Raw genomic sequence first — 23202 nt, 5'->3', positions numbered from 1 at the left:
GCCCGCTACACTCCCCTTGAACCGGAATCGGAGTGACCGCGCATGAGCACCTTGGAAAACCGCATCGACCAGGGCATGGGCCGCATCCCCGCCGACATCGTGCTGAAAAACGGGCGCTTCTTCGATCTTGTCACCGGCGATCTCGTCTCCTCCGACATCGCGCTCTGCGGCGACACCATCGTCGGCACCGGCGAAGCCTATGAGGGTCGCGAGGAAATCGACATTTCCGGCAAGATCGTCGTGCCGGGCTTCATCGACACCCATCTGCACATCGAATCGTCGCTCGTCACGCCCCACGAATTCGACCGCTGCGTCCTGCCCTATGGCGTCACCACCGTGATCTGCGACCCGCACGAGATCGCCAACGTGCTGGGCACCGAAGGCATCCAGTTCTTCCTCGATTCGGCCGAACGGACGATCATGGACATCCGCGTCCAGCTTTCCTCCTGCGTGCCGGCGACCCATCTGGAAACCTCCGGCGCCGATCTGCCGATCGAACGGCTCCTGCCCTTCCGCCACCATCCCAAGGTGATCGGCCTTGCCGAATTCATGAATTTTCCCGGCGTGATCCACAAGGATCCGATCTGCCTGGCCAAGCTCGAAGCCTTCCAGGACGGCCATATCGACGGCCATTCGCCGCTGCTGTCCGGCCGTGATCTCAACGGCTATCTCTCCCCTCGCATCCGCACCGACCACGAATGCACCAATGTGCCGGAAGCCATGGAGAAGATCCGCAAGGGCATGCACATCCTGGTGCGCGAGGGCTCGGTATCGAAGGACCTGCACGCCCTGATGCCGATCCTGACCGAGCGGCTCTCGCCTTTCCTCGCGCTCTGCACCGACGACCGCAATCCGCTCGACATCGCCGAGGAAGGCCATCTCGACTACATGATCCGCACCGCCATCGCCCATGGCGTCGCGCCGATCGCCGTCTACCGCGCCGCCTCGATCTCGGCGGCCCGCGCCTTCGGCCTGCGCGACCGCGGCCTCGTCGCCCCCGGCTGGCGCGCCGACCTCGTCGTCATCGACAGCCTGGAAAACTGCAAGGCCAAGATGGTCTTCTGTGCCGGCCGGTGCGTCACCGACGCGTTGTTCGCGACCCGCGAGACCGTCGCCCCCGTCGGCCTCGACAGCGTCAAGGCGCGGCATGTCAAGGGCGCCGATTTCGGCGTTCCGGTCACCGAGGGCGAGACCCCGGTCATGGGTGTGCTGCCGGGCAAGATCATCACCGAATACCGCCGCTTCCGCCTGCCCTCGAACGGCAACCAGACCACCGTCGATCTCGACCGCGACATCATCAAGGTCGCCGTCATCGAGCGCCACGGCAAGAACGGCAACCATGCCAACGGCTTCGTCCAGGGTTTTGGCCTGAAGAAGGGCGCGATCGCCTCGACCGTCGGCCATGACAGCCACAACATCTGCGTGGTCGGCGTCTCGGAGGACGACATGGCGATGGCCGCCAATCGCCTCGGCGAGATCAAGGGCGGCTTCGTCGTCGTCGAGGACGGACACGTCACCGGCGAGATCGCCCTGCCCGTCGCCGGCCTGATGAGCCTGGAGCCCTTCGAGGTGGTGCGCGACACGCTGCACGACCTGCGCCAGGCGGCCTATGCCCTCGGCACCACGCTCACCGAACCCTTCCTCCAGGTCGCCTTCCTGCCGCTGCCGGTCATCCCCCACCTGAAGATCTCCGACAAGGGCATGGTCGACGTCGACAAGTTCCGGCTGATCGGGTGAGCCGCTTGGCAGTGCGCGCCACACGCACTATCTTGAACGGGATGGAGACGCACATGACGAAACTGGAACAGATCGAGAAGTTCGTCCGCGACCTGCCGCCGGAGGAGTTCGATGCCTTCGCCCGCTGGTTCGAAGAACTGATCGCCGACCGCTGGGACCGGCGCATCGAGAGGGATTCGGCAAGCGGAAAGCTGGACGCCCTCGCCGACGCTGCTCTCGCCGCTTTCCGCAAGGGGGACAGCAGACCGCTGTGAACCATCACGCCACCGCCGAATTCCGGGCCTGCTACGATGCACTGCCGGAGACCATATGGCGGGAACTTCGAAAGGCTGAAGGCCGATCCCTATCATCCCTCGTTGCATTTCAAGCAAATCGGCAAACTATGGTCCGCCCGCGTCGGGATCGCCTATCGGGCGCTCGCCGTCCGGACCGGCGACGACCTCGTATGGTTCTGGATCGGTTCCCATGCCGACTATGACAAGTTGACGGGCTAGCCCAAATTTGTGTGACACTGCCGACTAGCCCTTTGGCTGTCGTCCTATGCCGCTACCACTATTAGGAAACCTCGATGCCCCCTGCCGAAATCGCTCTGAGCCTCCGACAGCGCCTCGCCCGCCTCTATTTCGGCCAGGACACGGCAGCGATCCGGTTCCAGTTCGCGCTGATGGTGATCGATCTTGCCATCATCGCCTTCTTCCTCGCCGGTCCCTACCTGCGCGACCGGCCGAGCTATCTGGTCATCGACTATCTGATCGCCTTCTGGATCGGCGCCGAGTTGTTCGCGCAGTGGACGATCTCATCCTCGACACGGCGCATGTTTGCAAAGCCGATCGTCTGGGTGGACCTCTTCGTCCTTTGCACCCTGCTTTTCCCGCAATGGCTTTTCAACTTCGGCTTCCTGCGCGTCGCCCGCATCTGGGCGGTCGCTCAGCGGCCGGTCTTCAAGCTGATGCTGCGGCGCCTCGGCCTGCGTGAACAGGTCGATGTCGTCACCGCCTTCATTAACCTGTTCGTCTTCCTCTTCCTGGTGACGGGCTTCGTCTACACCTTCTTCTTCTACCGCGAGGATGCCGGCACCGGCTTCATCGACGCCTTCTATTTCACCGTGGCCACCGTGACGACCACAGGATTCGGCGACATCACCCTGCCCGGCACGTTCGGCAAGCTGACCTCGATCGTCACCATGATCATCGGCATTTCGCTCTTCGTCCGCCTCGCCCAGGCGATCGTGCGGCCCTACAAGGTCACCTTCCCCTGCCCCGAATGCGGCCTGCAGCGGCACGATGCCGACGCCGTCCACTGCAAGGCCTGCGGCCATATCCTCAACATCCCCGACGAAGGGCTCTGAGAGAGGCGGATGCCATGCCTGTCATGCTTCGCCTCGACGGCTACATCTTCTTCTTTTATTCGAACGAGGGAGATCCCCGCGAACCGATCCACATCCATGTTCGCAAAGCCGGTTCCGAGGCGAAAATCTGGCTCGAACCGACGATCGGCGTGGCAGAGAGCAAAGGCTTCAACAGCAAGGACCAATCTGCTATCCTTCGCATTGTCTTCACTCACCGCGTTCTGATTGCAGAGGCTTGGCGTGATTATTTCGGCGACTGAGGTTCGGTTTGACAACGACACCATGTGGGTGTCGCTCGATGACGGTCGTGTGCTGGGCATACCACTTGCGTGGTTTCCCAAACTCTTGATGGCGACGACGGCGCAGCGACTCTCATATGAACTCAGCGCCGGCGGCATACACTGGGACTCCCTGGACGAAGACATATCGATTGCAGGCCTGATTGCGGGGCGGAGCGACCGGACAATCAATCGCCCGGCCGCCTGATCCTCAGATCCGCGCGCAAAAGCCGTCCAGCGCCTCGACCAGCACCACGCCATCGACCAGGCTGCCGGAAAGGCCGGGCATGCCGACCAGTTCCTTGATCGCGATTCGCGGCGGCAGCTTCACCTCCTGCGGACCGCGCCTCAGGTTGAAGACGAAGAGCAGCCGGTCCTCGCCTTTCTTGCGGGTGAAGGCGAGCACATCCTCGTCGAGATCGAGGAATTCCATGTCGCCGTCGGTGAGGGCTGCATGCGCCTTGCGGAAGGCGAGCGTCTGGCGGTAGTGCTCGAGCACCGAGCCTTCCCTGCCGTCCTGCGTGTCGACCGCAAGGACGGCATGGTCGGCCGGCACCCTGAGCCAGGCCTTGGCCGCCGTGGTGAAGCCGGCATGCGGCTTTGCCGAAGCCCAGGGCATCGGGGTGCGGCACCCGTCCCTCCCCTTGAAGGCCGGCCAGAAGCGGATACCGTAGGGGTCGGTCAGGTCCTCGAATTGGAGTTCCGCCTCCGGCAGTCCCAGTTCCTCGCCCTGGTAGAGGCAGATCGAACCGCGCAGCGTCGAAAGCACGCTGATGGCGATCTTGGCCACCGCTTCCCGCTCCTCGCCGTTCTGGGCAAACCGGCTGACATGGCGGTTGACGTCATGGTTGGAAAAGGCCCAGCACACCCAGCCGTCGGCGACGGAATTGTGAAAGGCGTCGACGCAATGGCGAATGTGGTTCGGCGTGAAGTCCGGACCAAGCAGATCGAATGTGTAGCACATGTGCAGCTTGTCGCCGCCGGCGGTATAGGCCGCCACCGTCTTCAGCGAGCGCGCCCCGTCGCCCACTTCGCCGACCGAGGTGCGGCCGTCATACTGGTCGAGAAGCGCGCGGAACCGCTTGAGGAAGCCGATATTCTCCGGCTGGGTCTTATCGTAGAGATGGCTCTGCATGCCGTAGGGATTGACGTCCGGCGCATCGAGCCCCGCCTCCTCGCTGTCGGGCACATGCGCCGGGTTGTCGCGCAGTTCCTTGTCGTGGACATAATAGTTCACAGTATCGAGGCGGAAGCCGTCGACGCCGCGCTCCAGCCAGAACCTGACCGTGTCGAGCAGCGCCTGCTGGACGTCTCGGTTGTGGAAGTTGAGGTCCGGCTGCGAGGCGAGGAAATTGTGCATGTAATATTGCTTGCGCACCCCGTCCCACTCCCAGGCGGGGCCGCCGAACACCGAGAGCCAGTTGTTCGGCGCTGTGCCGTCCGGCTTGGCGGCGGCCCAGACGTACCAGTCGGCCTTGGGATTGTCGCGGCTCGCCCGGCTCTCCTTGAACCATGGATGCTGGTCGGAGGTATGCGACAGCACCTGGTCGATGATGACTTTCAAGCCCAGACGATGGGCCTCGGCCATCATCGCGTCGAAATCGGCAAGCGTGCCGAACATCGGGTCGACGTCGCAATAATCGGAAACGTCATAGCCCATGTCGGCCATCGGCGAGGTGAAGAAGGGCGAAAGCCAGATGGCGTCGACGCCGAGGGAGGCGATGTAGGGCAGCCGTTCCGTCACGCCCTTGAGGTCGCCGATCCCGTCGCCGTCTGTGTCCTGGAAGGAGCGCGGATAGACCTGGTAGATGACGGCGCCGCGCCACCAGTCCGCATTGCTCTTCTGGGGCTTGGCCTTGGCCGGGCTCTTCGTCATGCGCGCTCCTTGGGGGATGGGAAAACGGTGGGTGCGCCTGCGAATATAGGCCAAGCCGCGCCGGAGGCGAGGGCAGAAATCGCGTCGCCGACAAGAGATGCAGCAAGCCCGGCCACCCCTCCTCCTGCGTCACGGGCCTGACATGCGGTTGTAACATTGCCCGCCCATAACGGCCCTGAACGATGAGGGCACCTTTTGAGTCCCGAGGCCCTCCCCGCGCTCGCGGGCTTCCAAGGGGACGCGACGCGGGCAAACGGCGATGCGCCGCCGGCCCGCAACCCGAGAGAACAGCGACCACGCCATGCCCAAGATCATGATCGTCACCGATGCCTGGCACCCGCAGGTTAACGGCGTCGTCCGCTCGATCGAGACCACCAACCGCGAACTGGCGGCCATGGGCTACGAGGTGGCGATGATCACGCCCCAGCCGTTTCGCAGCATCCCCATGCCGACCTATCCGGAAATCCGCCTGTCGCTCGCCACCTACGGCCAGATCGCCCGCCGGATCGAGGCGGAAAAGCCCGACTTCATGCACATCGCCACCGAGGGCCCGCTCGGGCTTATGGCGCGGCGTTGGTGCCTGAAGAAGCACATGCCGTTCTCGACGAGCTACCACACCCGCTTTCCCGAATATGTGCGCACCCGCGTGCCCGTGCCGCTCTCCTGGCTCTATGCCTATGTGCGCTGGTTCCACAATCGCGGCGGCGCCTGCATGGTGGCGACGGAGAGCCTCAGGCGGGAGCTCACGGCCAAGGGCATTGCCAATCTGTGCCTGTGGAGCCGCGGCATCGATCTTTCGCTTTTCCATCCGCGGCCGCAGAGCGAAAAACCGTTCGGCCTCACCCGTCCGATCTTCATGACGGTCGGCCGCGTCGCGGTGGAGAAGAACCTGCCCGCCTTCCTCGATCTCGACCTGCCGGGCTCCAAGGTCGTTGTCGGCGACGGCCCGGCCCGCGCCGATCTTCAGGCCCGCTATCCGGACGTGCATTTCACCGGCGTGAAATTCGGCGAGGAGCTGGCCAGGGCCTATGCCGAGGCGGATGTCTTCGTCTTCCCATCGAAGACCGATACCTTCGGCAACACCATCCTGGAGGCGCTCGCCTCCGGCATCCCGGTCGCCGCCTATCCGGTCACCGGCCCTGCCGACATCATCCCCGCGGCGAGCGGCGCCGGCGCGCTGGACGAGGATCTCGGCAAGGCCTGCCTTTCCGCGCTCAATCGATCGCGCGAAGAGGCACGCCACCTCGCCGAAGGCTATACCTGGCAGGCTGCGACGAAGCAGTTCCTCGACAACGTCATCGAGGCGAAGACGCAGGCCAAGCGGCGGCGCCTGTCGCGGCGACTGCCGGTCCGCCCGGCGGATGCCTGACGACGCGGCCCCTGCCCGTCAGCGCTTCTTCTTGCGGTTCTCGAACGGGTTCTCCGCCGCCTTGAAATGGATGCGGATCGGCACGCCCGGCATCTGGAAATCGGCGCGCAACCCGTTGGTCAGATAGCGCACATAGCTTTCCGGCAGCGCATCGGCGCGGGTGCAGGAAATCATGAAGGCCGGCGGGCGCGCCTTCACCTGGGTCATGTATTTCAGCTTGATGCGCCGGCCCGAAACGGCCGGTGGCGGATGCTGGACCTGCGTATGTTCGAGCCAGCGGTTGAGCTTGGCGGTCGAGATACGCTTGTTCCAGGTGCGGTCGGTATCGATGATCGACTGCATCAGCTTGTCGAGCCCGTAGCCCGTCTGGCCGGAGATCGGCACGGCGCGGATGCCGCGCGCCTGCGGCAGAAGCCGCTCGGTCTTTTCCCGCAGTTCGGCCAGCACCGCCTGCGGGTCCTCGACGAGGTCCCACTTGTTGAAGGCCAGTACCGCGGCGCGGCCTTCGCGCAGCACCAGGTCGACGATCTGCAGGTCCTGCTTCTCAAAGGGGATGGTCGCGTCGAAGACGATGACGACGGTTTCGGCAAAGCGGATGGCGCGCAGCGCATCGGCGACGGAGAGCTTTTCCAGCTTCTCCTGCACGCGAGCCTTGCGGCGCATGCCGGCGGTGTCGAACATTTTGATTGTGCGACCGCGCCAGTCCCATTCGACCGAAATGCTGTCGCGGGTAATGCCGGCCTCGGGCCCGGTCAGAAGACGGTCCTCGCCGAGGAAGCGGTTGATGAGCGTCGACTTGCCGGCATTCGGACGCCCGACGATGGCGACCCGCAGCGGCTTGGTCTCGTCATATTCCGGTTCGATGTCCTCGCCGGCCTCGTCGCCGACTTCGTCGGCCGAAACGCGAACATTGGTTTCCGCTTCGTCGACCTCTTCCGGGAAGGCCGTTTCCTCGCCGATCGCTGCCACGATCGCATCGCGCAGGTCGATCATGCCCTGGCCATGTTCGGCCGAAACCGGCACCGGCTCGCCAAGGCCGAGCGTGAAGGCGTCGTAGAAACCGCCGTCGGAGCCCTTGGCTTCGGACTTGTTGGCGACCAACACCACCGGCTTGCCGCTGCGGCGCAGCAGTTCGCCGAAGGTTTTGTCGAGCGGGGTCAAACCAGCCTTGGCATCGACGACGAACAAGGTCAGATCGGCCTCGTCGATCGCCGCCTCGGTCTGGGCGCGCATGCGGCCCTCGAGCGTGTCCGGCCCGGTCTCTTCGAGACCGGCGGTGTCGATGATGGTGAAGCGAAGGTCGATCAACTTGGCGTCGCCCGGGCGACGGTCGCGCGTGACGCCCGGCGTGTCGTCGACAAGCGCCAGCTTCTTGCCCACCAGACGGTTGAACAAGGTCGACTTGCCGACATTCGGGCGCCCGACGATGGCGACGGTAAAACTCATGACTGGTCGTGTCCTTCCGGCGTTTCCGCCTTGTCGGCTTACGGCGCCTTGCCGGAAGCCTTGATGGTGTCGAGCATCATCTGCGCCCGGCTGGCGACATTGCGCGGCGCTTCGGTGTCCTCGGTGATCTGCGTGAACCACTCGCGCGCCTTGGTCATGTCTCCGGCCTTGTAGGCCGCAAGACCAAGCGCTTCGCGCGCCGAATGACGCAGCGCGTCGCGCGGTGTCGCCATGGCCTCGACTTCCGCCGAGACCTGTTCATAAGTGCCGGCGTCGATCAGCAGCCAGGCCGCGCGCATGCGGGCGACGTCACGGATGACGACCGGAACGGAGCTGTCCTTGCCGATCTCGGAAAAAGCCTTGATGGCACCGGACGCATCGCCCTTTTCCGCCTCGACGGTGGCCGAGCGCATGCGCGCCAGCACCGCATAGGCGCCGTAACCATCGGTTTCCAGCGCCGCAAGTGCTGCCTGCGCCTCGTCTGCCTTGCCTTCATTGGCCAGTGTCAGGGCGGCCAGGAACTTGTCGCCGGCATCCGACGACTGGCTCTCGTGCCAGTATTCATAGCCGCGATAGCCGGCGGTGCCGACGACGATCAGCACGGCAAGGGCGATGACGAACCGGCCGTAATTCTTCCACGCGCTGCGGAACTGGTCGGAGCGCAGTTCCTCGTTCACTTCGCGGATAAAGCTGTCGTTGTTGTCAACCATGAATGCTTCCGGACCGGCCGGCCTTTCGATGCAATGGGATGCGTGAGCGGCCTTCTAACCGATTTTTCCGCTCTTGTAAGCGGAAAACGGCAGGAAGGCCGGTTGTCGGATGCGATGCCCTACATGGGCAAGGGCGCGACGCCGAACAGAAGCGCGTGCAGCTTCCAGACGAACAGGCCGTAAACCGCCAGGCCGACGACGACGGCCGCGAGGTCCCACTTGGCCGAAACGAACGGGCGAAGGGTCACTTCGCCGGCGCGCTGGCGGCGCTTCAGCGAGATGCGGGTAATCACGCCCCAGGCAAGGAAGGAACCGAACAGCAGAACGGAAGCCAGATCGCCGTTGGAGAGAAGATGGGCGAGCGCCCAGATCTTCACCGACAGCACCATCGGATGCTTGGCCTTGGTGGCGATATGGCCGGCCGGAAGCAGGCCCGCGACCAGACAGATCATGGCGAACAGCATCAGCGTCAGGGTCAGGTGGGTCATGCCCTTCGGTGGAAACCACATGTCGACGACCGGCGCCTGCTGCCAGCCGAGAACCAGCACGACGAGCGAAACGAGGCTGGCCAGGCCATGCACGGCCTTCCAGCCGTTTTCACCGAACTTCTGCACCATGGCGTAACGGAAACCGGGCGCCACGATACGGATCATGTGCGTGCCGATAAAGAGAATGATCCCGAGGATCAGGATGGTCATCGATGGAACCCCAAAATTGAACTTTCGTCTCCATGGCATAAAGGTCCCGGACGGGAAATTCCAGCCTGTTCAAAGCTTCGCCGCATTTGGCTGACAGGAACCCCTCTTGATTTTTTCCAGGTTTTTCCGATGTCGCGTTCCCTTGCCGCTCTTTGTCTCGCCCTTCTCCTCGCCCCGCCGGCGCTTGCCGAACCGTCAGCCATGCCGGAACCGGCCCGGCCGAAACAGCTGCTGCTGATCTCCTTCGACGGCGCACATGACAATGCGCTCTGGGCCAAGAGCCGCGACATCGCCCGCCGCACCGGCGCCCATTTCACCTATTTCCTCTCCTGCACCACGCTGATCCCGCGCGAAAAGGCCAAGGGATACAGGGCGCCGGGCATGAAGGCCGGCCGGTCGAATATCGGCTTTGCCCCGACGGTGGAGGATGTCGCCGTCCGCCTCGACCACATCTGGGCCGCACGCCAGGAAGGCCACGAGATCGCCAACCATGCTTGCGGCCATTTCGACGGCAAGGACTGGTCGAAGGCCGACTGGCTATCCGAATTCCAGACCTTCCGCGACATCGTCACCAATGCCTGGAAGGCGAACGGTCTGGCCGACCGCGAGCCTGACGGCTGGGCGACCTTTGCCCGCACCGGCATTCGCGGATTCCGCGCCCCCTATCTGTCGGCGCCGGACAGCCTCGCTGCGGCGGAGAAGGACTTCGGCTTTGCCTATGATGCGAGCCTCGTCACCAAGGGGGCGATGTTGCCGGACGAGGACGGAGCGCTCCTCCGCTTCGGTCTGCCGCTCATTCCCGAAGGCCCGCAGAACCGCAACATCATCGGCATGGACTACAATCTCTTCGTCCGCCATTCCGCCGGCATGGACAATCCCTCGCAATCACAGGAATTCGAGGCGCGCAGCTACGCGGCCTTCAAGGCGGCCTTCGACAAAGAGTACGAGGGCGAGCGCATTCCGCTGCAACTGGGCTTTCATTTCGTCGAGATGAACGCCGGCGCCTACTGGCGGGCGATGGAGCGGCTGGTGACCGACGTCTGCCACCGCGCCGACGTCGCCTGCGTCAGCTACTCCGAGGCGATCGACCTTCTGGCCGAACGACCGGTAAAGACACCCTCCTGATTCTTCCGGCGGGGAAGATTTTCCCACCCCCACCAGAAATTGACGCGTGCGATCAGCCACATGGGCAAAAACCGCCGCTGCGGTTTTCCCCGCGCGCCGCGATCCGCCTTATCCTGCAAGGGTCATCGGACGGGACACCGGGTCGCGAACCGGAATTCCCACCTCCTCGAGGCGCGGTGCCGATGACGGTCGTGGCGGCAGGGTTTTGGCGGAAACAACGATGATCCCCGCAAGACCCGAAGGCAGCCGGCGCGATCGGGGCAGGCGGAAAGCCTGATACCAATCCCCAATATCCACCCCGCCTGCCCTCCTCCCCAAATGCAAAACCGCGCCGGATCGCTCCGGCGCGGTCAAAGGCGCATGCCTTTTCTGGCGTCTCGGCTCAATCCGTACCGAGGACCTCGCCACGCTTGGCGAGATATTCCTGGTCGATCTCCGGCAGCGGCTCATTGTCGATCGCCGCCTCGAAGGCGCGCAGGCGCTTGTAGATCGACAGCAGTTCGACGATGGTCGTCCAGGAATTGACGAGGTACTGGAACGAACTGCGGACCTGGTCGAAGACGTTGTTGATCTGCGTCATCAGGCCGAGCGTCAGCTTGCCCGCCACAATGGAAGGTACCAGCACGATCAGGCTGAACAGGTTGTCGGCCTGGAGATAGAAGATGCGGGCGACATTGAAATACATGTAGTGGAAATAGAGGCGGAAATAATTGCGCCGGACATTGTCGAACAGTTCGGCGACGGTCAGCGGCTTGGCGCGGTTCGGGTCGTCCTCGCCATAGACCAATTCCTTGCGGTAGGACGCCTCGACGCGCTGGTTGCGAAATTCCAGCCCCGGCAGTTTGATGCCGACGGCAGCGAGAAAGACGGTACCGAACACCGACCAGAAGATCGCCGCCCAGACCAGCGCATGCGGAATGCTGCCGATCAGCGGCAGTTCGGTGATGTTCTCCCCGAGCTTGAACAGAACCGGCAGGAAGGCGATCAGCGTCATCACCGAACTGACCAGATTGACGCCGAGCGCCTCGACAGTGGAGGAAAACCGCATCGTGTCTTCCTGAACGCGCTGCGAGGCACCCTCGATGAAGCGCAGCTTCGGCCAGTAGCTCATGTAATATTCGTTCATCGCCCAGCGCCAGCGGAAGATCCAGTGGCTGACGAAGAAGCGGCTCAAGACACCGATGGTGATTGCCACGAAGGCGATCCCGGCAAAGCCCAGCATGCCCATATAGAGCTGAGCCGCTGTGACCGATCCGGGCGTCGACAGCGCCTTCTGGATCATGTCGTAGAACGGCCCGTACCAGGCATTGATGGCGACCGAGACCTGCACCGAGAAATAGGTGGTGAAGATGATGAGCGCGCTGCCCAGCACCGACCACATCTGCCAGCGATGCGGGCTGACGATGAACCAGACGGCACTGAATATGAGCACCACGATCGTATAATAGATGTAGAACCATAGGAAGGGCGCCGACCAGAAGGCCGAGACACCGATCGGCGGCTCCTGGCCCTCCGCCAGCGGCGGCAGGCCGATCAGCGCGCCCCAGCCGCTGGCATCGCCATACCATATGAGGATCGCGGCCAGCGACCAGAGGGCCGCGGAGGTGAAAAACAGGCGCGGTTGCGGAAAGAATGACTTGAACACGGGGACAGCTGCTTTCTCGGCGGGGGACGGAAGGGCCTTTGAAACCCGGTCTTTGGCGCGAAACTAGGGCAGAAAAAAGTGGCCAGCAATGCCATCAACCGAATGTGACGAATTTGGCCGCCGCCAATTCACAGTTTCGCACCGTCCCGCGATACCCATGTCATTTCAAGGCAGCCGCCGAAGCACCGGCAGGATAAGCCCTGCCGAGGCCAGAAGCACCAACGCCGCCACCAGGCTCGGTGCCGAAAAGCTTCCGGTACGCTCGGCCAGCCAGCCGGCGACCAGCGGCCCGAGGATCTGGCCGATGCCGAAGGCCGCCGTCATGAAGGCGAGCGCCCGGCGCTGGCTTTCTGGCGAAAGCGCCCGTCCGAGCCTCAAGCCATAGGCCGTGATGATCATGAAAGTTGCGCCCAAGAGCGCCCCGCCGACCAGAGGCGCGGCCGGCGACGGGAGCGCGACGGAGGCGAGCACCCCGATAGCCTCGATCAGCAGGCCGGCGAGATAGGCGCCGCCGAGCCCGATCCTGAGCATCACCGGCCGCCAGGCAAACAGCGAGGCTGCGGCCGCAAGTCCGGTGACCAACCAGGTGAGGAATTCCACCGTCGGACCCGCATTGCCCATCCGCGCCATGGTGACGATGAAGGTCGCGGTCACCACATAGCCGAAGCCAAACAGCCCGTAGGAGAGCGTCGTCAGCACCACGGCCGGGCTCCAGACGATCGGCGGCTCGCGCGGGACCGTGGCCGCATGGAAGGGCGAGCGCGGCAGGAGCCGCGCGACGACGACGAAGATGCCAAACGCGATCGCCGCGCCCACCAGCCAGTCGGCCCGCCAGCCGAAGCCGGAAAGCCCGACCAGCATCACCATCAATGACGAGGCAGCGATGCCAAGCCCGACGCCGGAAAAATGCGCCGACTGCACCACCTCGCTGCCGGCCCGCGCGGCATGTCCAAGCACGATCGAGGTGATGAAGATCATGGAAAAGGCGCTGGCGACGCCGGCGAGGAATCGCAGCACGACGAAGGCGGCGACCGATTGGGTCACGCCCATGCCGGCGAGAAGGACGGCGGTCGCAAGCAACGCCGAAAGTCCGATCAGCCGCTCGCGCCCGGCCGCCCAGCCATAGGCCCCGGCCACCGCCCCTGAGAGATAACCGGCAAAATTCGCCGCGGCGATCACCCCGGCCTCGGTCGAGGACAGGCCCAGATCGGCGATCATGCCGGGCAGGATCGGGGTGAAGGAAAAGCGCCCGAACCCCATGGCGGCCGCCATGGCAAGAGCCCCTGCAAGGGCGGTGGACACAAGATGGCGGCGGTCGGTCGAAGCTGTCGTCATGCGCGCTTTATTGCATCGCGCAAGACCGCCGACAAACCACAAATTCTGATCGCCGATGCAACGGCGAGCGATGGGTTTCCCTGCCCGGATAGGCATCGCCCGGAGCCGGTTCACAATCCCCCGCTTGAACGGGCCGCAAAAATCGCTAGTGGAAGGTCAACCAATCCAAGGAGTGCCCCATGAGCGACCTGACCCTCAGCCAAGCCATCGACAACATCTACACCTCGATCAACAACGACAACGAGGACATCGACAGCCACATCGCCGCGCTGAAGGCGGCCATGGCCCGCGAAGGCGTCAAGGAAGCGGTGTTCGAGCCGGCCAAGCTTGCCCAGTCTAACCGCCAGGGCCGCAAGATCATGCAGTCCTACTTCAAGAAAAAGGGCGTCGCCGTCGCCTTCTCCGTCTGAGACGGCAAGAGCGGGCGCCCGACGGGCGCCCCTCGCCTCAGTCGACGAGCGTCAGGATGATCGGGCCGTTCTTGGTGACGACGATGGTGTGCTCGAACTGCACGGTCGGCGCCTTCGGGTCGCTGTAGAGCGTCCAGGGATCGTCGCCGTCCTCGGCCCACAGGCCGCCGAGCGACAGGAAGGGTTCGATGGTGAAGACCAGGCCTTCCTCCATGATCCGCGTCTCGTCCGGATCCGGCCAGGTGGAGAGTTCCTTCGGCTCCTCGTGCAGCGAATGGCCGATGCCGTGACTCGCCAGATTCTGGATCAGCGTGTAGCGGTTCTTCCTGGCGAAGGTGCCGATGGCATTGCCGATATTGGCCATGGGTTGGCCGGTGCGCACCTGGTTCAGCCCGACCCACAACGCCCGCTTGCCGTCGCGCAGGAGCTTTTCAAGCTTCGGTTTGGCCGGCGGCACGATGAAGGACGAGCCGGTATCGCCGAACAGGCCGTTCTTGACCCCCGACACGTCGATGTTGACGAGGTCGCCGGCCAAAATCTTGCGGTCGCCGGGAATGCCGTGGGCGATTTCCTCGTTGACGCTGATGCAGGTGGCGCCGGGAAATTCATAGCAGAATTCCGGCGCCGACTGGGCGCCCGCATCCTCCAGCACCTTGCGGCCGATCTGGTCGAGTTCGCGGGTGGTGATGCCGGGCTCCAGCGCCGCCCCCATGATCTTCACCGCGCTTGCGCAGATCCGGCCGATATCCTTCAGGCCGTTGAGGTCGTCTTCGCTGGAAACAATCATCGTGCGTCTTTCGGGCCTGAGACCCGCTCTTTGTCATTCTGGGATGGCGGGTGCTTACGCCCGCGCTTCCGACGGGGTCAACGCCTTTCTGACCAGCGGCGCGACTTTTGTGCCGTAGAGCTCGATGCCGCGCATGATGTCGCGATGTGGCATCGGGCCGATCGCCATCTGCAAAAGAAAGCGGTCATTGCCGAAGATCCTGTGGTTGGCGACGATCTTTTCCGCCACCGTTTCCGGATCGCCGACGAAAAGCGCACCGCGCGGACCGCGCGACGCGTCGAAATGCGCCCGGTTGGTCGGTCCCCAGCCGCGCTCACGGCCGATGCGGTTCATCACGACCGCCTGCGGCTCGTAGAAGATGTCGGCGGCGCTCTCATTGGTATCGTGGATGAAGCCGTGCACATTGATCGAGGTCTTCAGCGCCTTTGGATCGACGCCGGCCTTGGCACCGCTCTCGCGGTAGAGATCAAACAGCGGGGCAAAGCGGTGCGGCTCGCCGCCGATGATGGCAAGCGCCAGCGGCAGGCCCAGATAGCCGGCGCGGGCCGCCGACTGCGGCGTGCCGCCGATGGCGATCCATAAGGGCAGCGGATCCTGCAGCGGGCGCGGATAGACGCCGCGCCCGGCGATCGGCTTGCGGGTCTCGCCTTCCCAGGTCACCACCTCGTTCTCGCGGATCTCCATCAGCAATTGCAGCTTTTCGGCAAACAGCAGGTCGTAGTCCTCGAGATCGTAGCCGAACAGCGGAAAGCTCTCGATGAACGAGCCGCGTCCGGCCATGATCTCGACCCGGCCGTCGGAGAGCAGGTCGACCGTCGCATATTGCTGGAAGACCCGCACCGGATCGTCGGATGAGAGCACGGTCACCGCGCTCGACAGCCGGATGTTCTTCGTCTTCACCGCGGCGGCGGCGAGGATGGTCGCCGGCGACGAGGCCATGTAGTCGGGCCGGTGATGTTCGCCGAGACCGAAGACATCGAGCCCCACTTCGTCGGCGAGCTGGATTTCCTCGAGCAGGTCGTCGAGGCGGCGCTTGGCCTCCGCGCCCTTGTTTGCCGCGTTCGGATCGACATCCGCGAATGTGTAAAGCCCGAGTTCCATCTGAGTGCGTCTCCTTGAATAGACGAAACAGATAGCGCCGGAACCCGTCCGGGCCAATGCCGCCGGCGAAGACGCACTGTTCGACTAGGAGCACGAACACAGGAATGCTTCTTCCGCATTTAAAAACGCAATTGCCAGCCCGCGCGATTCGGGCATAACCTTTCCTGTCTATTGCGGCGCAACAGAACGCCGAGCTGATCGGGAGAGGCTTTACATGAAGAGAACCGTCGTCATCACCGGATCGACCAGCGGTATCGGGCTGGCCATCGCGCGCGCGTTTGCCGCCCAGGGCGACAATATCGTCATCAACGGCTTTGGCGATGCCAGCGAGATCGAGGCGATCCGCCAGAGCCTCGAAGTGACGGGCAGCCGCGCGATCTACCACGGCGCCGACATGTCGAAGCCGGAGGAAATCGAGGACCTGATGGCGACGGCCGCCCGCGAATTCGGCATTGTCGACGTGCTGGTCAACAATGCCGGCATCCAGCATGTCTCCCCGGTCGAGGATTTTCCCACCGAGAAATGGGACCAGATCATCGCCATCAATCTGTCGAGTTCCTTCCATACCATTCGTTTGGTTGTTCCGGCGATGAAGGAAAAGAAGACTGGCCGGATTATCAACGTCGCCTCGGCCCACGGCCTGATCGCCTCGCCCTTCAAGTCGGCCTATGTCGCCGCCAAGCATGGCATCATGGGGCTGACCAAGAGCGTGGCGCTGGAACTGGCCGAATTCGGCGTGACGGTGAACGCCATCTGCCCCGGCTATGTGCTGACCCCGCTCGTCGAAAAACAGATCCCCGACACGGCCAAGGCACGCGGCATATCCGAGGCTGAGGTGAAATCCGACGTGATGCTGAAGTTCCAGCCGACCAAGGAATTCGTCGCCGTGGAAGAAGTGGCGGCCGTGGCAATCTTCCTCGCCAGTGATGCCGCCAGGCAGATCACCGGCACGCATATCTCGATAGACGGCGGTTGGACCGCGCAATAACATCGGCCGATGGGCCCAAGAGAAGACAAAGCATGACTGATTGCATCCGTTTCATCCTGAACGGCGAGGATGTCGCCGTCTCGAGCTTCGAGCCGACGGAGACGCTGCTCGACTTCCTCAGGCTGAAACGCCGGCTGACCGGCACCAAGGAAGGCTGCGCCGAGGGCGACTGCGGCGCCTGCACGGTTCTCGTCGGACGGCTCGACGGCGGGCGGCTCGCTTACGAGACCGTCAACGCCTGCATCCGTTTCCTAGGCTCCCTCAACGCCACTCATGTGGTGACCGTCGAGCATCTCGCCGCCGAGAACGGCATGCTGCATCCCGTCCAGCAGGCCATGGTCGACTGTCACGGCTCGCAATGCGGCTTCTGCACGCCGGGCTTCGTCATGTCGCTCTACGGCCTGTGGCTGTCGAACGACAAGCCGAGCCGAGCCGAGATCGAACGGGCGCTGCAGGGCAATCTCTGTCGCTGCACCGGCTACGAGCCGATCGTCAAGGCCGCCGAACAGGTCGCGCGCACCCGCCCGAGCGCGCTGTTCGACCCGCTGGAGCGCGACCGCACCAACATCATGGCCCGGCTGTGGACCCTGCAGGGCAGCGATACTATCACCGTGGTCAAGGGCGACCGCCGGCTGATCGTGCCGGGTTCGGTCGCAGCGCTCGCCGACCTGCTGGCCGAGGAGCCAAAGGCGACCATCGTTGCCGGCGCGACCGATGTCGGGTTGTGGGTCACCAAGCAGATGCGCGACCTCAACCCGGTGATCTTCATCAACCACCTGACCGACCTGCAGACGATCGCGTCGGACGACCGCGCCATCACCATCGGCGCCGGCGTCAGCTATTCCCGCGCCTTCGACACGCTCAAGGCCGAAATCCCCGCGCTCGGCAGGCTGATCGAGCGCATCGGCGGTCAGCAGGTGCGCAACATGGGCACGATCGGTGGCAACATCGCCAACGGCTCGCCGATCGGCGACATGGCCCCGGCGCTGATCGCGCTCGGTGCCTCTGTACGGCTGCGCTCTGCCTCGGGCAGCCGCGAACTACCGCTCGAAGACTATTTCATCGACTACGGCAAGCAGGACCGCCGGCCCGGCGAATTCGTCGAGAGCATCCGCGTGCCGCGACCCGAGGCCGGCAGCCACTATGCCGTACACAAGATCTCCAAGCGCCGCGACGAGGACATTTCCGCGCTTTGCGGCGCCTTCCACCTGACGCTCGCCGAGGACGGCACGGTATCCCACATCCGCATCGCCTTCGGCGGCATGGCCGCCACCCCGAAGCGCGCCCGCGCGGTGGAAGCCGCCCTGTTCGGCAAGCCGTGGAACGAAGCGACGATCACGGCCGCCCGCGACGCCTTCGACCAAAACTACAGGCCGCTCACTGACTGGCGCGCCACCGCCGAATACCGCCAACTGACGGCGAAGAACCTCCTGACCCGCTTCTTCCTCGAAACGACGGGGACACCGCAGGAGCTGAAGCGGTTTGAGAGGGAGGAGGCGTGATGGCCAATTTCGACCGGACCCTCGGCTTGACGTCGGGTCTGCCCCTCATTGCGGTTTGGAGGTGGAGCCTGCCCCCGACTCTCGGCACAACCTGGGAACTGCCCCTCATCCTAACCCTCTCCCCGCAGGCGGGGAGAGGGGACGTGGCCGCGACGATTGCCGCGGGTCTCCTTCTCCCCGCCTGCGGGGAGAAGGTGGCCGGCAGGCCGGATGAGGGGCTGCCTCCGGAGATGGCAGGGCAAGGTGTGCCTTGTTCAAATATGAAGTCTGATCCTCGGGCAAGGCGTTACCGCGTGTCGATCTCCCCCCTTGAGGGGGGCGAGGAGTGGTCCGCGAAGCGGAGCAATCGATCCAGCGAATCGATTGCAACGACGAACACCGGCAGGGCAGAGGGGGGTGAAACGCGCCAGGATACGTCAGCCAGTACGCGTCCTCTTCTCCCCAGCGGGGAGAAGTGCCGAGTGAAACGAGGCGATGAGGGGGCCGGGTGCGCTGTGGCCCGCGAGCTTCGCTCCCCCTCATCCGGCGCTTCGCGCCACCTTCTCTCCGCCGGGGAGAAGGGACGTCCGGCCGCAGGAGCCTGAGTGATGCATAAACCGACCTTCGAGACCTACAAGCTGATCAACGGGCCGATGCACCAGTCACTCCGCCATGATTCGGCGCACAAGCATGTCGCCGGAAGTGCCGAATATATCGACGATATTCCGGAACCGGCCGGCCTGTTGCATGGGGCGATCGGCATGGCGGACCGGGCGCATGCCGAGATCCTCTCGGTCGACCTTTCGGCGGTGAAGGCCTATCCCGGCGTCGTCTGCGTCCTGACTGCAAGCGACGTGCCGGGCGTCAACGACGTATCGTCCGGCGGGCGCCATGACGAGCCGCTGCTGGCCGAGGACAAGGTCGAATTCCACGGACAGCCGGTCTTCGCCGTCATCGCCGAAACGCGCGACGCCGCCCGCCGCGCGGCGCGCCTCGCCAGGATCGAATACCGCGACCTGCCCTTCTGGACAGACGTCGATGCGGCGCTCGCCAACGAGGCGCCGCTTGTCACCCCGGGCATGGTGCTGAAGCGCGGCGAGCCGGAGGCCGAACTCGACAAGGCCGAGCATCGCCTGAAAGGCTCGATGCGCATCGGCGGCCAGGAGCATTTCTATCTCGAGAGCCACATCGCGCTCGCCATTCCCGGCGAGGACGACGAGGTGGCACTGTGGTCCTCGACCCAGCACCCGTCCGAAATCCAGCACATCGTCGGCCATGTGCTCGACATTCCAAGCCACGCCATCACCGTCAACGTGCGGCGCATGGGCGGCGGCTTCGGCGGCAAGGAGACCCAGGGCAACCAGTTTGCAGCGCTGGCCGCCCTCGCCGCCAAGAAGCTCAACCGCGCCGTCAAGTTCCGCCCCGACCGCGACGAGGATATGGCGCTGACCGGCAAGCGCCACGACTTCCGCATGGACTTCGACGTCGCCTTCAACGGCGACGGCCGCATCCACGCGCTCACCGCCAACTTCGCCGCCCGCTGCGGCTATTCGGCCGATCTCTCCGGCCCGGTCACCGACCGCGCGCTCTTTCATGCGGATTCGAGCTATTTCTACCCGCATGTGAAGCTGACCTCGCAACCCTTGAAAACCCATACGGTTTCCAACACGGCGTTCCGCGGCTTCGGCGGCCCGCAGGGCATGCTCGGCGGCGAGCGCATCATCGAGGAGATCGCCTACGTCCTCGGCCGCGACCCGCTGGAGATCCGCAAGGCGAATTTCTACGGCGATGTCGGCTCCGGCCGCAACGTCACGCCCTATCACCAGACGATCGAGGACAATGTGATTGCCCGCGTGGTCGAGGAGTTGGAGACCTCCTGCGACTACCAGGCGCGGCGCCGCGCGATCATCGAATTCAACCGGACGAGCCCGGTGATCAAGAAGGGCATCGCGCTCACCCCGGTGAAGTTCGGCATTTCCTTCACCATGACCGCCTTCAACCAGGCCGGCGCATTGGTCCATGTCTACCAGGACGGCTCGATCCATCTGAACCACGGCGGCACCGAAATGGGCCAGGGCCTCTACACGAAGGTCGCCCAAGTCATTGCCGAGTGCTTCCAGGTCGATGTCGAGCGCGTCAAGATCACCGCGACCACCACCGGCAAGGTGCCCAACACCTCGGCGACCGCCGCCTCCTCCGGCACCGATCTCAACGGCATGGCCGCCTATGACGCCGCCCGCCAGATCAAGGAACGCCTCGTCGCCTTCGCCGTCGAGAAATTCGAGGTGCCGCCGGACGAGGTCGAGTTCCTGCCGAACCGGGTGCGCGTCGGATCGAAGGAAATCCCCTTCCCGGATTTCGTCAAACAGGCTTATTTCGCCCGCGTGCAGCTCTCCGCCGCCGGTTTCTACAAGACGCCGAAAATCCATTGGGACCGCGCCGCCGGCCGCGGCACGCCCTTCTACTATTTCGCCTATGGCGCCGCCTGCTCGGAAGTATCGATCGACACGCTCACCGGCGAATATCTGATGGACCGCACCGACATCCTGCACGACGTCGGAAAATCGCTCAATCCGGCGATCGACATCGGCCAGATCGAGGGAGGCTTCGTCCAGGGCATGGGCTGGCTGACGACCGAAGAACTGTGGTGGGACGGCAAGGGAAGGCTTCGCACCCACGCGCCGTCGACCTACAAGATCCCGCTCGCCTCCGACCGGCCAAAGATCTTCAACACGCGGCTGGCCGAATGGTCGGAGAATGCCGAACCGACCATCGGCCGCTCCAAGGCCGTCGGCGAGCCACCGCTGATGCTGGCGATCTCGGTGCTGGAAGCGCTTTCCATGGCCGTCGCCTCGGTCGCCGATTACCGCCACTGCCCCCACCTCGACGCCCCCGCCACGCCGGAGCGCGTGCTGATGGCGGTCGAGCGGCTGAAGGGCAAGTGATGGAGAGGCGGACCCGATGACCGAGCGTGAGACCCATTGGGAGGCCGTCTACACATCCAAAGGCGACAGTGAAGTCAGTTGGTTCGAGGCGTCGCCCGACCTTTCGCTTTCCCTTCTGCGGGAGGCCGGCCTTACCCCTGATGCAAGCGTGATCGACATCGGCGGTGGCATGTCCCGACTTGTCGATGCGCTGGCGGCGCGACAGGATCATGTGGCAGTCCTCGATATTTCGGCCGCGGCCCTGGCAAAGGCGCGTGGCCGCTTGCCCGAGGCGGCCAATGTCGAATGGATTGTCTCCGACATTACCGCCTGGCAGCCGTCTCGGCGGTATGACTTCTGGCACGACCGCGCCGCCCTGCATTTCCTGACAGAAGAGGCGGATCAGCGAGCCTATCTCAACGCGCTGAATGCGGCCATCACACCGGGCGGCAAGGTCGTGATCGGGACCTTTGCCCCGGATGGCCCGGAAAAATGCAGCGGACTGCCCGTGGTTCGCCACGATGGACGCTCGCTGGAGAAGCTTCTGGGTCCAGGTTTCAGGCTGATCGCGGAGCGCCGACACGACCATGAGACCCCTTGGCAAGCGGTTCAGCGCTTCCAGTTCAGCACCTTCGAAAAGATCGGCGGCTGAGCCATGTTCTTCAGGCAAGCGGACCAGCGGGAACGAACGTGTCAGGCTCAGCCATGAACGCCCTCCCCGACTTCCTTGCCGCCCATCCCGATGCCATCCTCGTCGAGGTCGCCGAAGCGAAGGGCTCCACCCCGCGCGAGGCGGGCGCCTTCATGGTGGTCGCGATGGATGCCCTTCATGGCACGATCGGCGGCGGACAGCTGGAATTCCTGGCGATCGACCATGCCCGCCGCATGCTTCTGAGCGGCGAGCAGAGCACAGCGCTCGACGTGCCGCTCGGACCGGAAATCGGCCAGTGCTGCGGCGGACGCGCAAGGCTCGCCTTTGCCCGCCTCGACGCTGCGGCAAGAGCCGCGCTCGTCGCCCGGCAGGGCGCGATCGAGAGAACATTCCCCGACGTCTTCGTCTTCGGCGCCGGCCATGTCGGGCTCGCGCTTGCGACGGCGCTTCGCCCCCTGCCCCTCGCCGTCACGCTCATCGAGACCCGCGACGTGCCCGAAGACGGTCTCCCTCCCGGCACGACGCTGCGCCGCGTGGCCCTGCCCGAGGCGGAAGTGGCGACGATCCGTCCGGGCGGTGCCGCCGTCATCCTCACACACGACCATGCCCTCGATTTCCTGATCGCCCGGGATGCGCTCGCCCGCCCGGACCTAGCCTATGTCGGCATGATCGGCTCGGCCACCAAGCGCGCCACCTTCGCCCGCTTCCTGGCGCGCGAGGGCGCCGAGCCGCATCTGATCGACAGGCTTGTCCTGCCGATCGGTGGAACGGCCCTGCGCGACAAGCGCCCCGCCGTGATCGCCGCCCTCGTCGCCGCCGAACTGCTGACCGCGCTGCTCGGCTGAACACGCAGCACATCGACCGCCGGCCGCACTGAATCCGTGTGTGAAGTGCCGGAATCAGATTGTCAGCCGGACCTCGCATCCCTTTGTTTCAAAGCAATAATCCCATCACACCGGACCGGAGCGCATCCAGTCGCCGTGGCGGCGTCGGTCGAGCCAGTAGGCGTCCGTCCGGTCACGCGGGAGTCCATCCAGGGGCAGGCCGAGATCCCTCTTCACACTGTCGGGCAGATTATCGCCAGGCCCGCGGCGTGGCGTGAGCAGCCGCCGGACAAAGCGGAGGAGCGGCGCAAGAGCCTGTTGCGGGGCAATCCCGGTGAGCAGGCGATAGTGGCGGATCGCTTGGAACATAGTCGTCTCCTTTCCATCCCGCGAAGGGTTGTGATGAAGAGAGACATGCGCCCGATTGCCGCCGTCATCCAATTCGAATACGGTAAGGGCTCATAAAGA

23 protein-coding genes are annotated in these 23202 nt (G+C 64.4%); 14 read left to right on the top strand and 9 right to left on the bottom strand.

The features are described from left to right. Positions 1-42 precede the first annotated feature (42 nt). From ade to DYZ14_RS20125, 6 genes are all read left to right on the top strand, one after another. A complete protein-coding gene (ade, locus tag DYZ14_RS20150; protein WP_154722353.1) occupies positions 43-1737 on the top strand; it encodes an adenine deaminase in 1695 nt (564 codons plus the stop codon). A gap of 53 nt (positions 1738-1790) precedes the next feature. Beyond that, entirely contained in the window at positions 1791-1991 is a 201-nt protein-coding gene (locus DYZ14_RS20145) for a hypothetical protein (protein WP_154722352.1), read from the top strand. Between the two features lie 102 nt (positions 1992-2093). Next, on the top strand, positions 2094-2231 hold the full coding sequence (locus tag DYZ14_RS24615) for a ParE family toxin-like protein (RefSeq protein WP_332308690.1): 138 nt from the start codon (positions 2094-2096) through the stop codon (positions 2229-2231). A 74-nt stretch (positions 2232-2305) separates the two neighbouring features. Then, complete coding sequence (locus DYZ14_RS20135; RefSeq protein WP_154722351.1) at positions 2306-3085, top strand: potassium channel family protein; 780 nt, start codon at positions 2306-2308, stop codon at positions 3083-3085. 14 nt (positions 3086-3099) lie between these two features. Continuing rightward, a complete protein-coding gene (locus tag DYZ14_RS20130; protein WP_154722350.1) occupies positions 3100-3345 on the top strand; it encodes a DUF4160 domain-containing protein in 246 nt (81 codons plus the stop codon). Next, positions 3326-3571, top strand: a complete 246-nt coding sequence (locus DYZ14_RS20125) for a DUF2442 domain-containing protein (RefSeq protein WP_154722349.1) — start codon at positions 3326-3328, stop codon at positions 3569-3571. The genes DYZ14_RS20130 and DYZ14_RS20125 overlap by 20 nt, the downstream gene beginning before the upstream one ends. A 3-nt stretch (positions 3572-3574) precedes the next feature. On the opposite strand, the gene bglA is transcribed toward DYZ14_RS20125, so the two are convergent. Further along, the gene (gene bglA, locus DYZ14_RS20120; RefSeq protein ID WP_154722348.1) at positions 3575-5239 is read right to left on the bottom strand and encodes a beta-galactosidase BglA; all 1665 of its coding nucleotides are present in this window, start codon (positions 5237-5239) and stop codon (positions 3575-3577) included. Positions 5240-5540: 301 nt separating this feature from the next. Here bglA and DYZ14_RS20115 point away from each other — a divergent pair, with 301 nt between their 5' ends. Then, on the top strand, positions 5541-6608 hold the full coding sequence (locus DYZ14_RS20115) for a glycosyltransferase family 4 protein (protein ID WP_154722347.1): 1068 nt from the start codon (positions 5541-5543) through the stop codon (positions 6606-6608). Between the two features lie 18 nt (positions 6609-6626). Here DYZ14_RS20115 and der read toward each other — a convergent pair whose 3' ends face one another. The 3 genes from der to DYZ14_RS20100 form a co-directional block, all read right to left on the bottom strand. Next, on the bottom strand, positions 6627-8054 hold the full coding sequence (gene der, locus DYZ14_RS20110; RefSeq protein ID WP_154722346.1) for a ribosome biogenesis GTPase Der: 1428 nt from the start codon (positions 8052-8054) through the stop codon (positions 6627-6629). Positions 8055-8092: 38 nt separating this feature from the next. Beyond that, a complete protein-coding gene (locus DYZ14_RS20105; RefSeq protein ID WP_154722345.1) occupies positions 8093-8764 on the bottom strand; it encodes a tetratricopeptide repeat protein in 672 nt (223 codons plus the stop codon). A 119-nt stretch (positions 8765-8883) separates the two neighbouring features. After that, entirely contained in the window at positions 8884-9462 is a 579-nt protein-coding gene (locus DYZ14_RS20100; protein WP_154722344.1) for an NnrU family protein, read from the bottom strand. Between the two features lie 129 nt (positions 9463-9591). Here DYZ14_RS20100 and DYZ14_RS20095 point away from each other — a divergent pair, with 129 nt between their 5' ends. Beyond that, a complete protein-coding gene (locus tag DYZ14_RS20095) occupies positions 9592-10587 on the top strand; it encodes a polysaccharide deacetylase family protein (protein ID WP_154722343.1) in 996 nt (331 codons plus the stop codon). A 382-nt stretch (positions 10588-10969) separates the two neighbouring features. Here the strand turns inward: DYZ14_RS20095 and sbmA are convergent, their stop codons facing one another. Next, positions 10970-12232: a peptide antibiotic transporter SbmA gene (gene sbmA, locus DYZ14_RS20090; RefSeq protein ID WP_154722342.1), complete on the bottom strand. Its 1263-nt coding sequence runs from the start codon at positions 12230-12232 to the stop codon at positions 10970-10972. Between the two features lie 165 nt (positions 12233-12397). Beyond that, the gene (locus DYZ14_RS20085) at positions 12398-13567 is read right to left on the bottom strand and encodes a YbfB/YjiJ family MFS transporter (RefSeq protein WP_154722341.1); all 1170 of its coding nucleotides are present in this window, start codon (positions 13565-13567) and stop codon (positions 12398-12400) included. Between the two features lie 179 nt (positions 13568-13746). Between DYZ14_RS20085 and DYZ14_RS20080 the strand changes: the two genes are divergently transcribed. Further along, positions 13747-13977 (top strand): hypothetical protein, encoded by a 231-nt coding sequence (locus tag DYZ14_RS20080; RefSeq protein WP_154722340.1) that lies wholly within the window; start codon positions 13747-13749, stop codon positions 13975-13977. Between the two features lie 37 nt (positions 13978-14014). On the opposite strand, the gene map is transcribed toward DYZ14_RS20080, so the two are convergent. Further along, entirely contained in the window at positions 14015-14764 is a 750-nt protein-coding gene (gene map / locus DYZ14_RS20075) for a type I methionyl aminopeptidase (RefSeq protein WP_154722339.1), read from the bottom strand. A gap of 54 nt (positions 14765-14818) precedes the next feature. Continuing rightward, on the bottom strand, positions 14819-15865 hold the full coding sequence (locus DYZ14_RS20070; protein ID WP_154722338.1) for an LLM class flavin-dependent oxidoreductase: 1047 nt from the start codon (positions 15863-15865) through the stop codon (positions 14819-14821). A gap of 214 nt (positions 15866-16079) precedes the next feature. Between DYZ14_RS20070 and DYZ14_RS20065 the strand changes: the two genes are divergently transcribed. The 5 genes from DYZ14_RS20065 to xdhC all read left to right on the top strand — a co-directional run bounded on the left by DYZ14_RS20065 (position 16080) and on the right by xdhC (position 22755). After that, positions 16080-16853 carry a 3-hydroxybutyrate dehydrogenase gene (locus DYZ14_RS20065; protein ID WP_154722337.1) on the top strand — a complete coding sequence of 258 codons (774 nt, stop codon included), beginning with the start codon at positions 16080-16082 and terminating at the stop codon, positions 16851-16853. Positions 16854-16885: 32 nt separating this feature from the next. Then, the gene (gene xdhA, locus DYZ14_RS20060; RefSeq protein ID WP_154722336.1) at positions 16886-18355 is read left to right on the top strand and encodes a xanthine dehydrogenase small subunit; all 1470 of its coding nucleotides are present in this window, start codon (positions 16886-16888) and stop codon (positions 18353-18355) included. A 587-nt stretch (positions 18356-18942) separates the two neighbouring features. Continuing rightward, positions 18943-21279 (top strand): xanthine dehydrogenase molybdopterin binding subunit, encoded by a 2337-nt coding sequence (gene xdhB / locus DYZ14_RS20055; protein WP_154722335.1) that lies wholly within the window; start codon positions 18943-18945, stop codon positions 21277-21279. A 16-nt stretch (positions 21280-21295) separates the two neighbouring features. Further along, positions 21296-21910 carry a class I SAM-dependent methyltransferase gene (locus DYZ14_RS20050; RefSeq protein WP_154722334.1) on the top strand — a complete coding sequence of 205 codons (615 nt, stop codon included), beginning with the start codon at positions 21296-21298 and terminating at the stop codon, positions 21908-21910. A 53-nt stretch (positions 21911-21963) separates the two neighbouring features. Further along, entirely contained in the window at positions 21964-22755 is a 792-nt protein-coding gene (xdhC, locus tag DYZ14_RS20045) for a xanthine dehydrogenase accessory protein XdhC (protein ID WP_154722333.1), read from the top strand. Positions 22756-22860: 105 nt separating this feature from the next. On the opposite strand, the gene DYZ14_RS20040 is transcribed toward xdhC, so the two are convergent. Further along, complete coding sequence (locus DYZ14_RS20040) at positions 22861-23103, bottom strand: hypothetical protein (RefSeq protein ID WP_154722332.1); 243 nt, start codon at positions 23101-23103, stop codon at positions 22861-22863. Positions 23104-23202: the final 99 nt, after the last annotated feature.

Origin of the sequence: Ciceribacter sp. T2.26MG-112.2, from assembly GCF_900492205.1 — a bacterium.
In the GTDB taxonomy this organism is placed as follows: domain Bacteria; phylum Pseudomonadota; class Alphaproteobacteria; order Rhizobiales; family Rhizobiaceae; genus Allorhizobium; species Allorhizobium naphthalenivorans_A.
Note: the sequence above shows the minus strand (reverse complement) of the source record. Positions and strands in the feature narration are given on the sequence as shown.

What these genes read in the sequence shown, in the direction of transcription:
- ade (WP_154722353.1), top strand. Translation starts at nt 43, where the DNA reads ATGAGCACCTTGGAAAACCGCATCGACCAGGGCATGGGCCGCATCCCC.
- DYZ14_RS20145 (WP_154722352.1), top strand. Translation starts at nt 1,791, where the DNA reads ATGACGAAACTGGAACAGATCGAGAAGTTCGTCCGCGACCTGCCGCCG.
- DYZ14_RS20135 (WP_154722351.1), top strand. Translation starts at nt 2,306, where the DNA reads ATGCCCCCTGCCGAAATCGCTCTGAGCCTCCGACAGCGCCTCGCCCGC.
- DYZ14_RS20130 (WP_154722350.1), top strand. Translation starts at nt 3,100, where the DNA reads ATGCCTGTCATGCTTCGCCTCGACGGCTACATCTTCTTCTTTTATTCG.
- bglA (WP_154722348.1), bottom strand. Translation starts at nt 5,239, where the DNA reads ATGACGAAGAGCCCGGCCAAGGCCAAGCCCCAGAAGAGCAATGCGGAC.
- DYZ14_RS20115 (WP_154722347.1), top strand. Translation starts at nt 5,541, where the DNA reads ATGCCCAAGATCATGATCGTCACCGATGCCTGGCACCCGCAGGTTAAC.
- der (WP_154722346.1), bottom strand. Translation starts at nt 8,054, where the DNA reads ATGAGTTTTACCGTCGCCATCGTCGGGCGCCCGAATGTCGGCAAGTCG.
- DYZ14_RS20105 (WP_154722345.1), bottom strand. Translation starts at nt 8,764, where the DNA reads ATGGTTGACAACAACGACAGCTTTATCCGCGAAGTGAACGAGGAACTG.
- DYZ14_RS20100 (WP_154722344.1), bottom strand. Translation starts at nt 9,462, where the DNA reads ATGACCATCCTGATCCTCGGGATCATTCTCTTTATCGGCACGCACATG.
- DYZ14_RS20095 (WP_154722343.1), top strand. Translation starts at nt 9,592, where the DNA reads ATGTCGCGTTCCCTTGCCGCTCTTTGTCTCGCCCTTCTCCTCGCCCCG.
- DYZ14_RS20085 (WP_154722341.1), bottom strand. Translation starts at nt 13,567, where the DNA reads ATGACGACAGCTTCGACCGACCGCCGCCATCTTGTGTCCACCGCCCTT.
- DYZ14_RS20080 (WP_154722340.1), top strand. Translation starts at nt 13,747, where the DNA reads ATGAGCGACCTGACCCTCAGCCAAGCCATCGACAACATCTACACCTCG.
- map (WP_154722339.1), bottom strand. Translation starts at nt 14,764, where the DNA reads ATGATTGTTTCCAGCGAAGACGACCTCAACGGCCTGAAGGATATCGGC.
- DYZ14_RS20070 (WP_154722338.1), bottom strand. Translation starts at nt 15,865, where the DNA reads ATGGAACTCGGGCTTTACACATTCGCGGATGTCGATCCGAACGCGGCA.
- DYZ14_RS20065 (WP_154722337.1), top strand. Translation starts at nt 16,080, where the DNA reads ATGAAGAGAACCGTCGTCATCACCGGATCGACCAGCGGTATCGGGCTG.
- xdhA (WP_154722336.1), top strand. Translation starts at nt 16,886, where the DNA reads ATGACTGATTGCATCCGTTTCATCCTGAACGGCGAGGATGTCGCCGTC.
- xdhB (WP_154722335.1), top strand. Translation starts at nt 18,943, where the DNA reads ATGCATAAACCGACCTTCGAGACCTACAAGCTGATCAACGGGCCGATG.
- DYZ14_RS20050 (WP_154722334.1), top strand. Translation starts at nt 21,296, where the DNA reads ATGACCGAGCGTGAGACCCATTGGGAGGCCGTCTACACATCCAAAGGC.
- xdhC (WP_154722333.1), top strand. Translation starts at nt 21,964, where the DNA reads ATGAACGCCCTCCCCGACTTCCTTGCCGCCCATCCCGATGCCATCCTC.
- DYZ14_RS20040 (WP_154722332.1), bottom strand. Translation starts at nt 23,103, where the DNA reads ATGTTCCAAGCGATCCGCCACTATCGCCTGCTCACCGGGATTGCCCCG.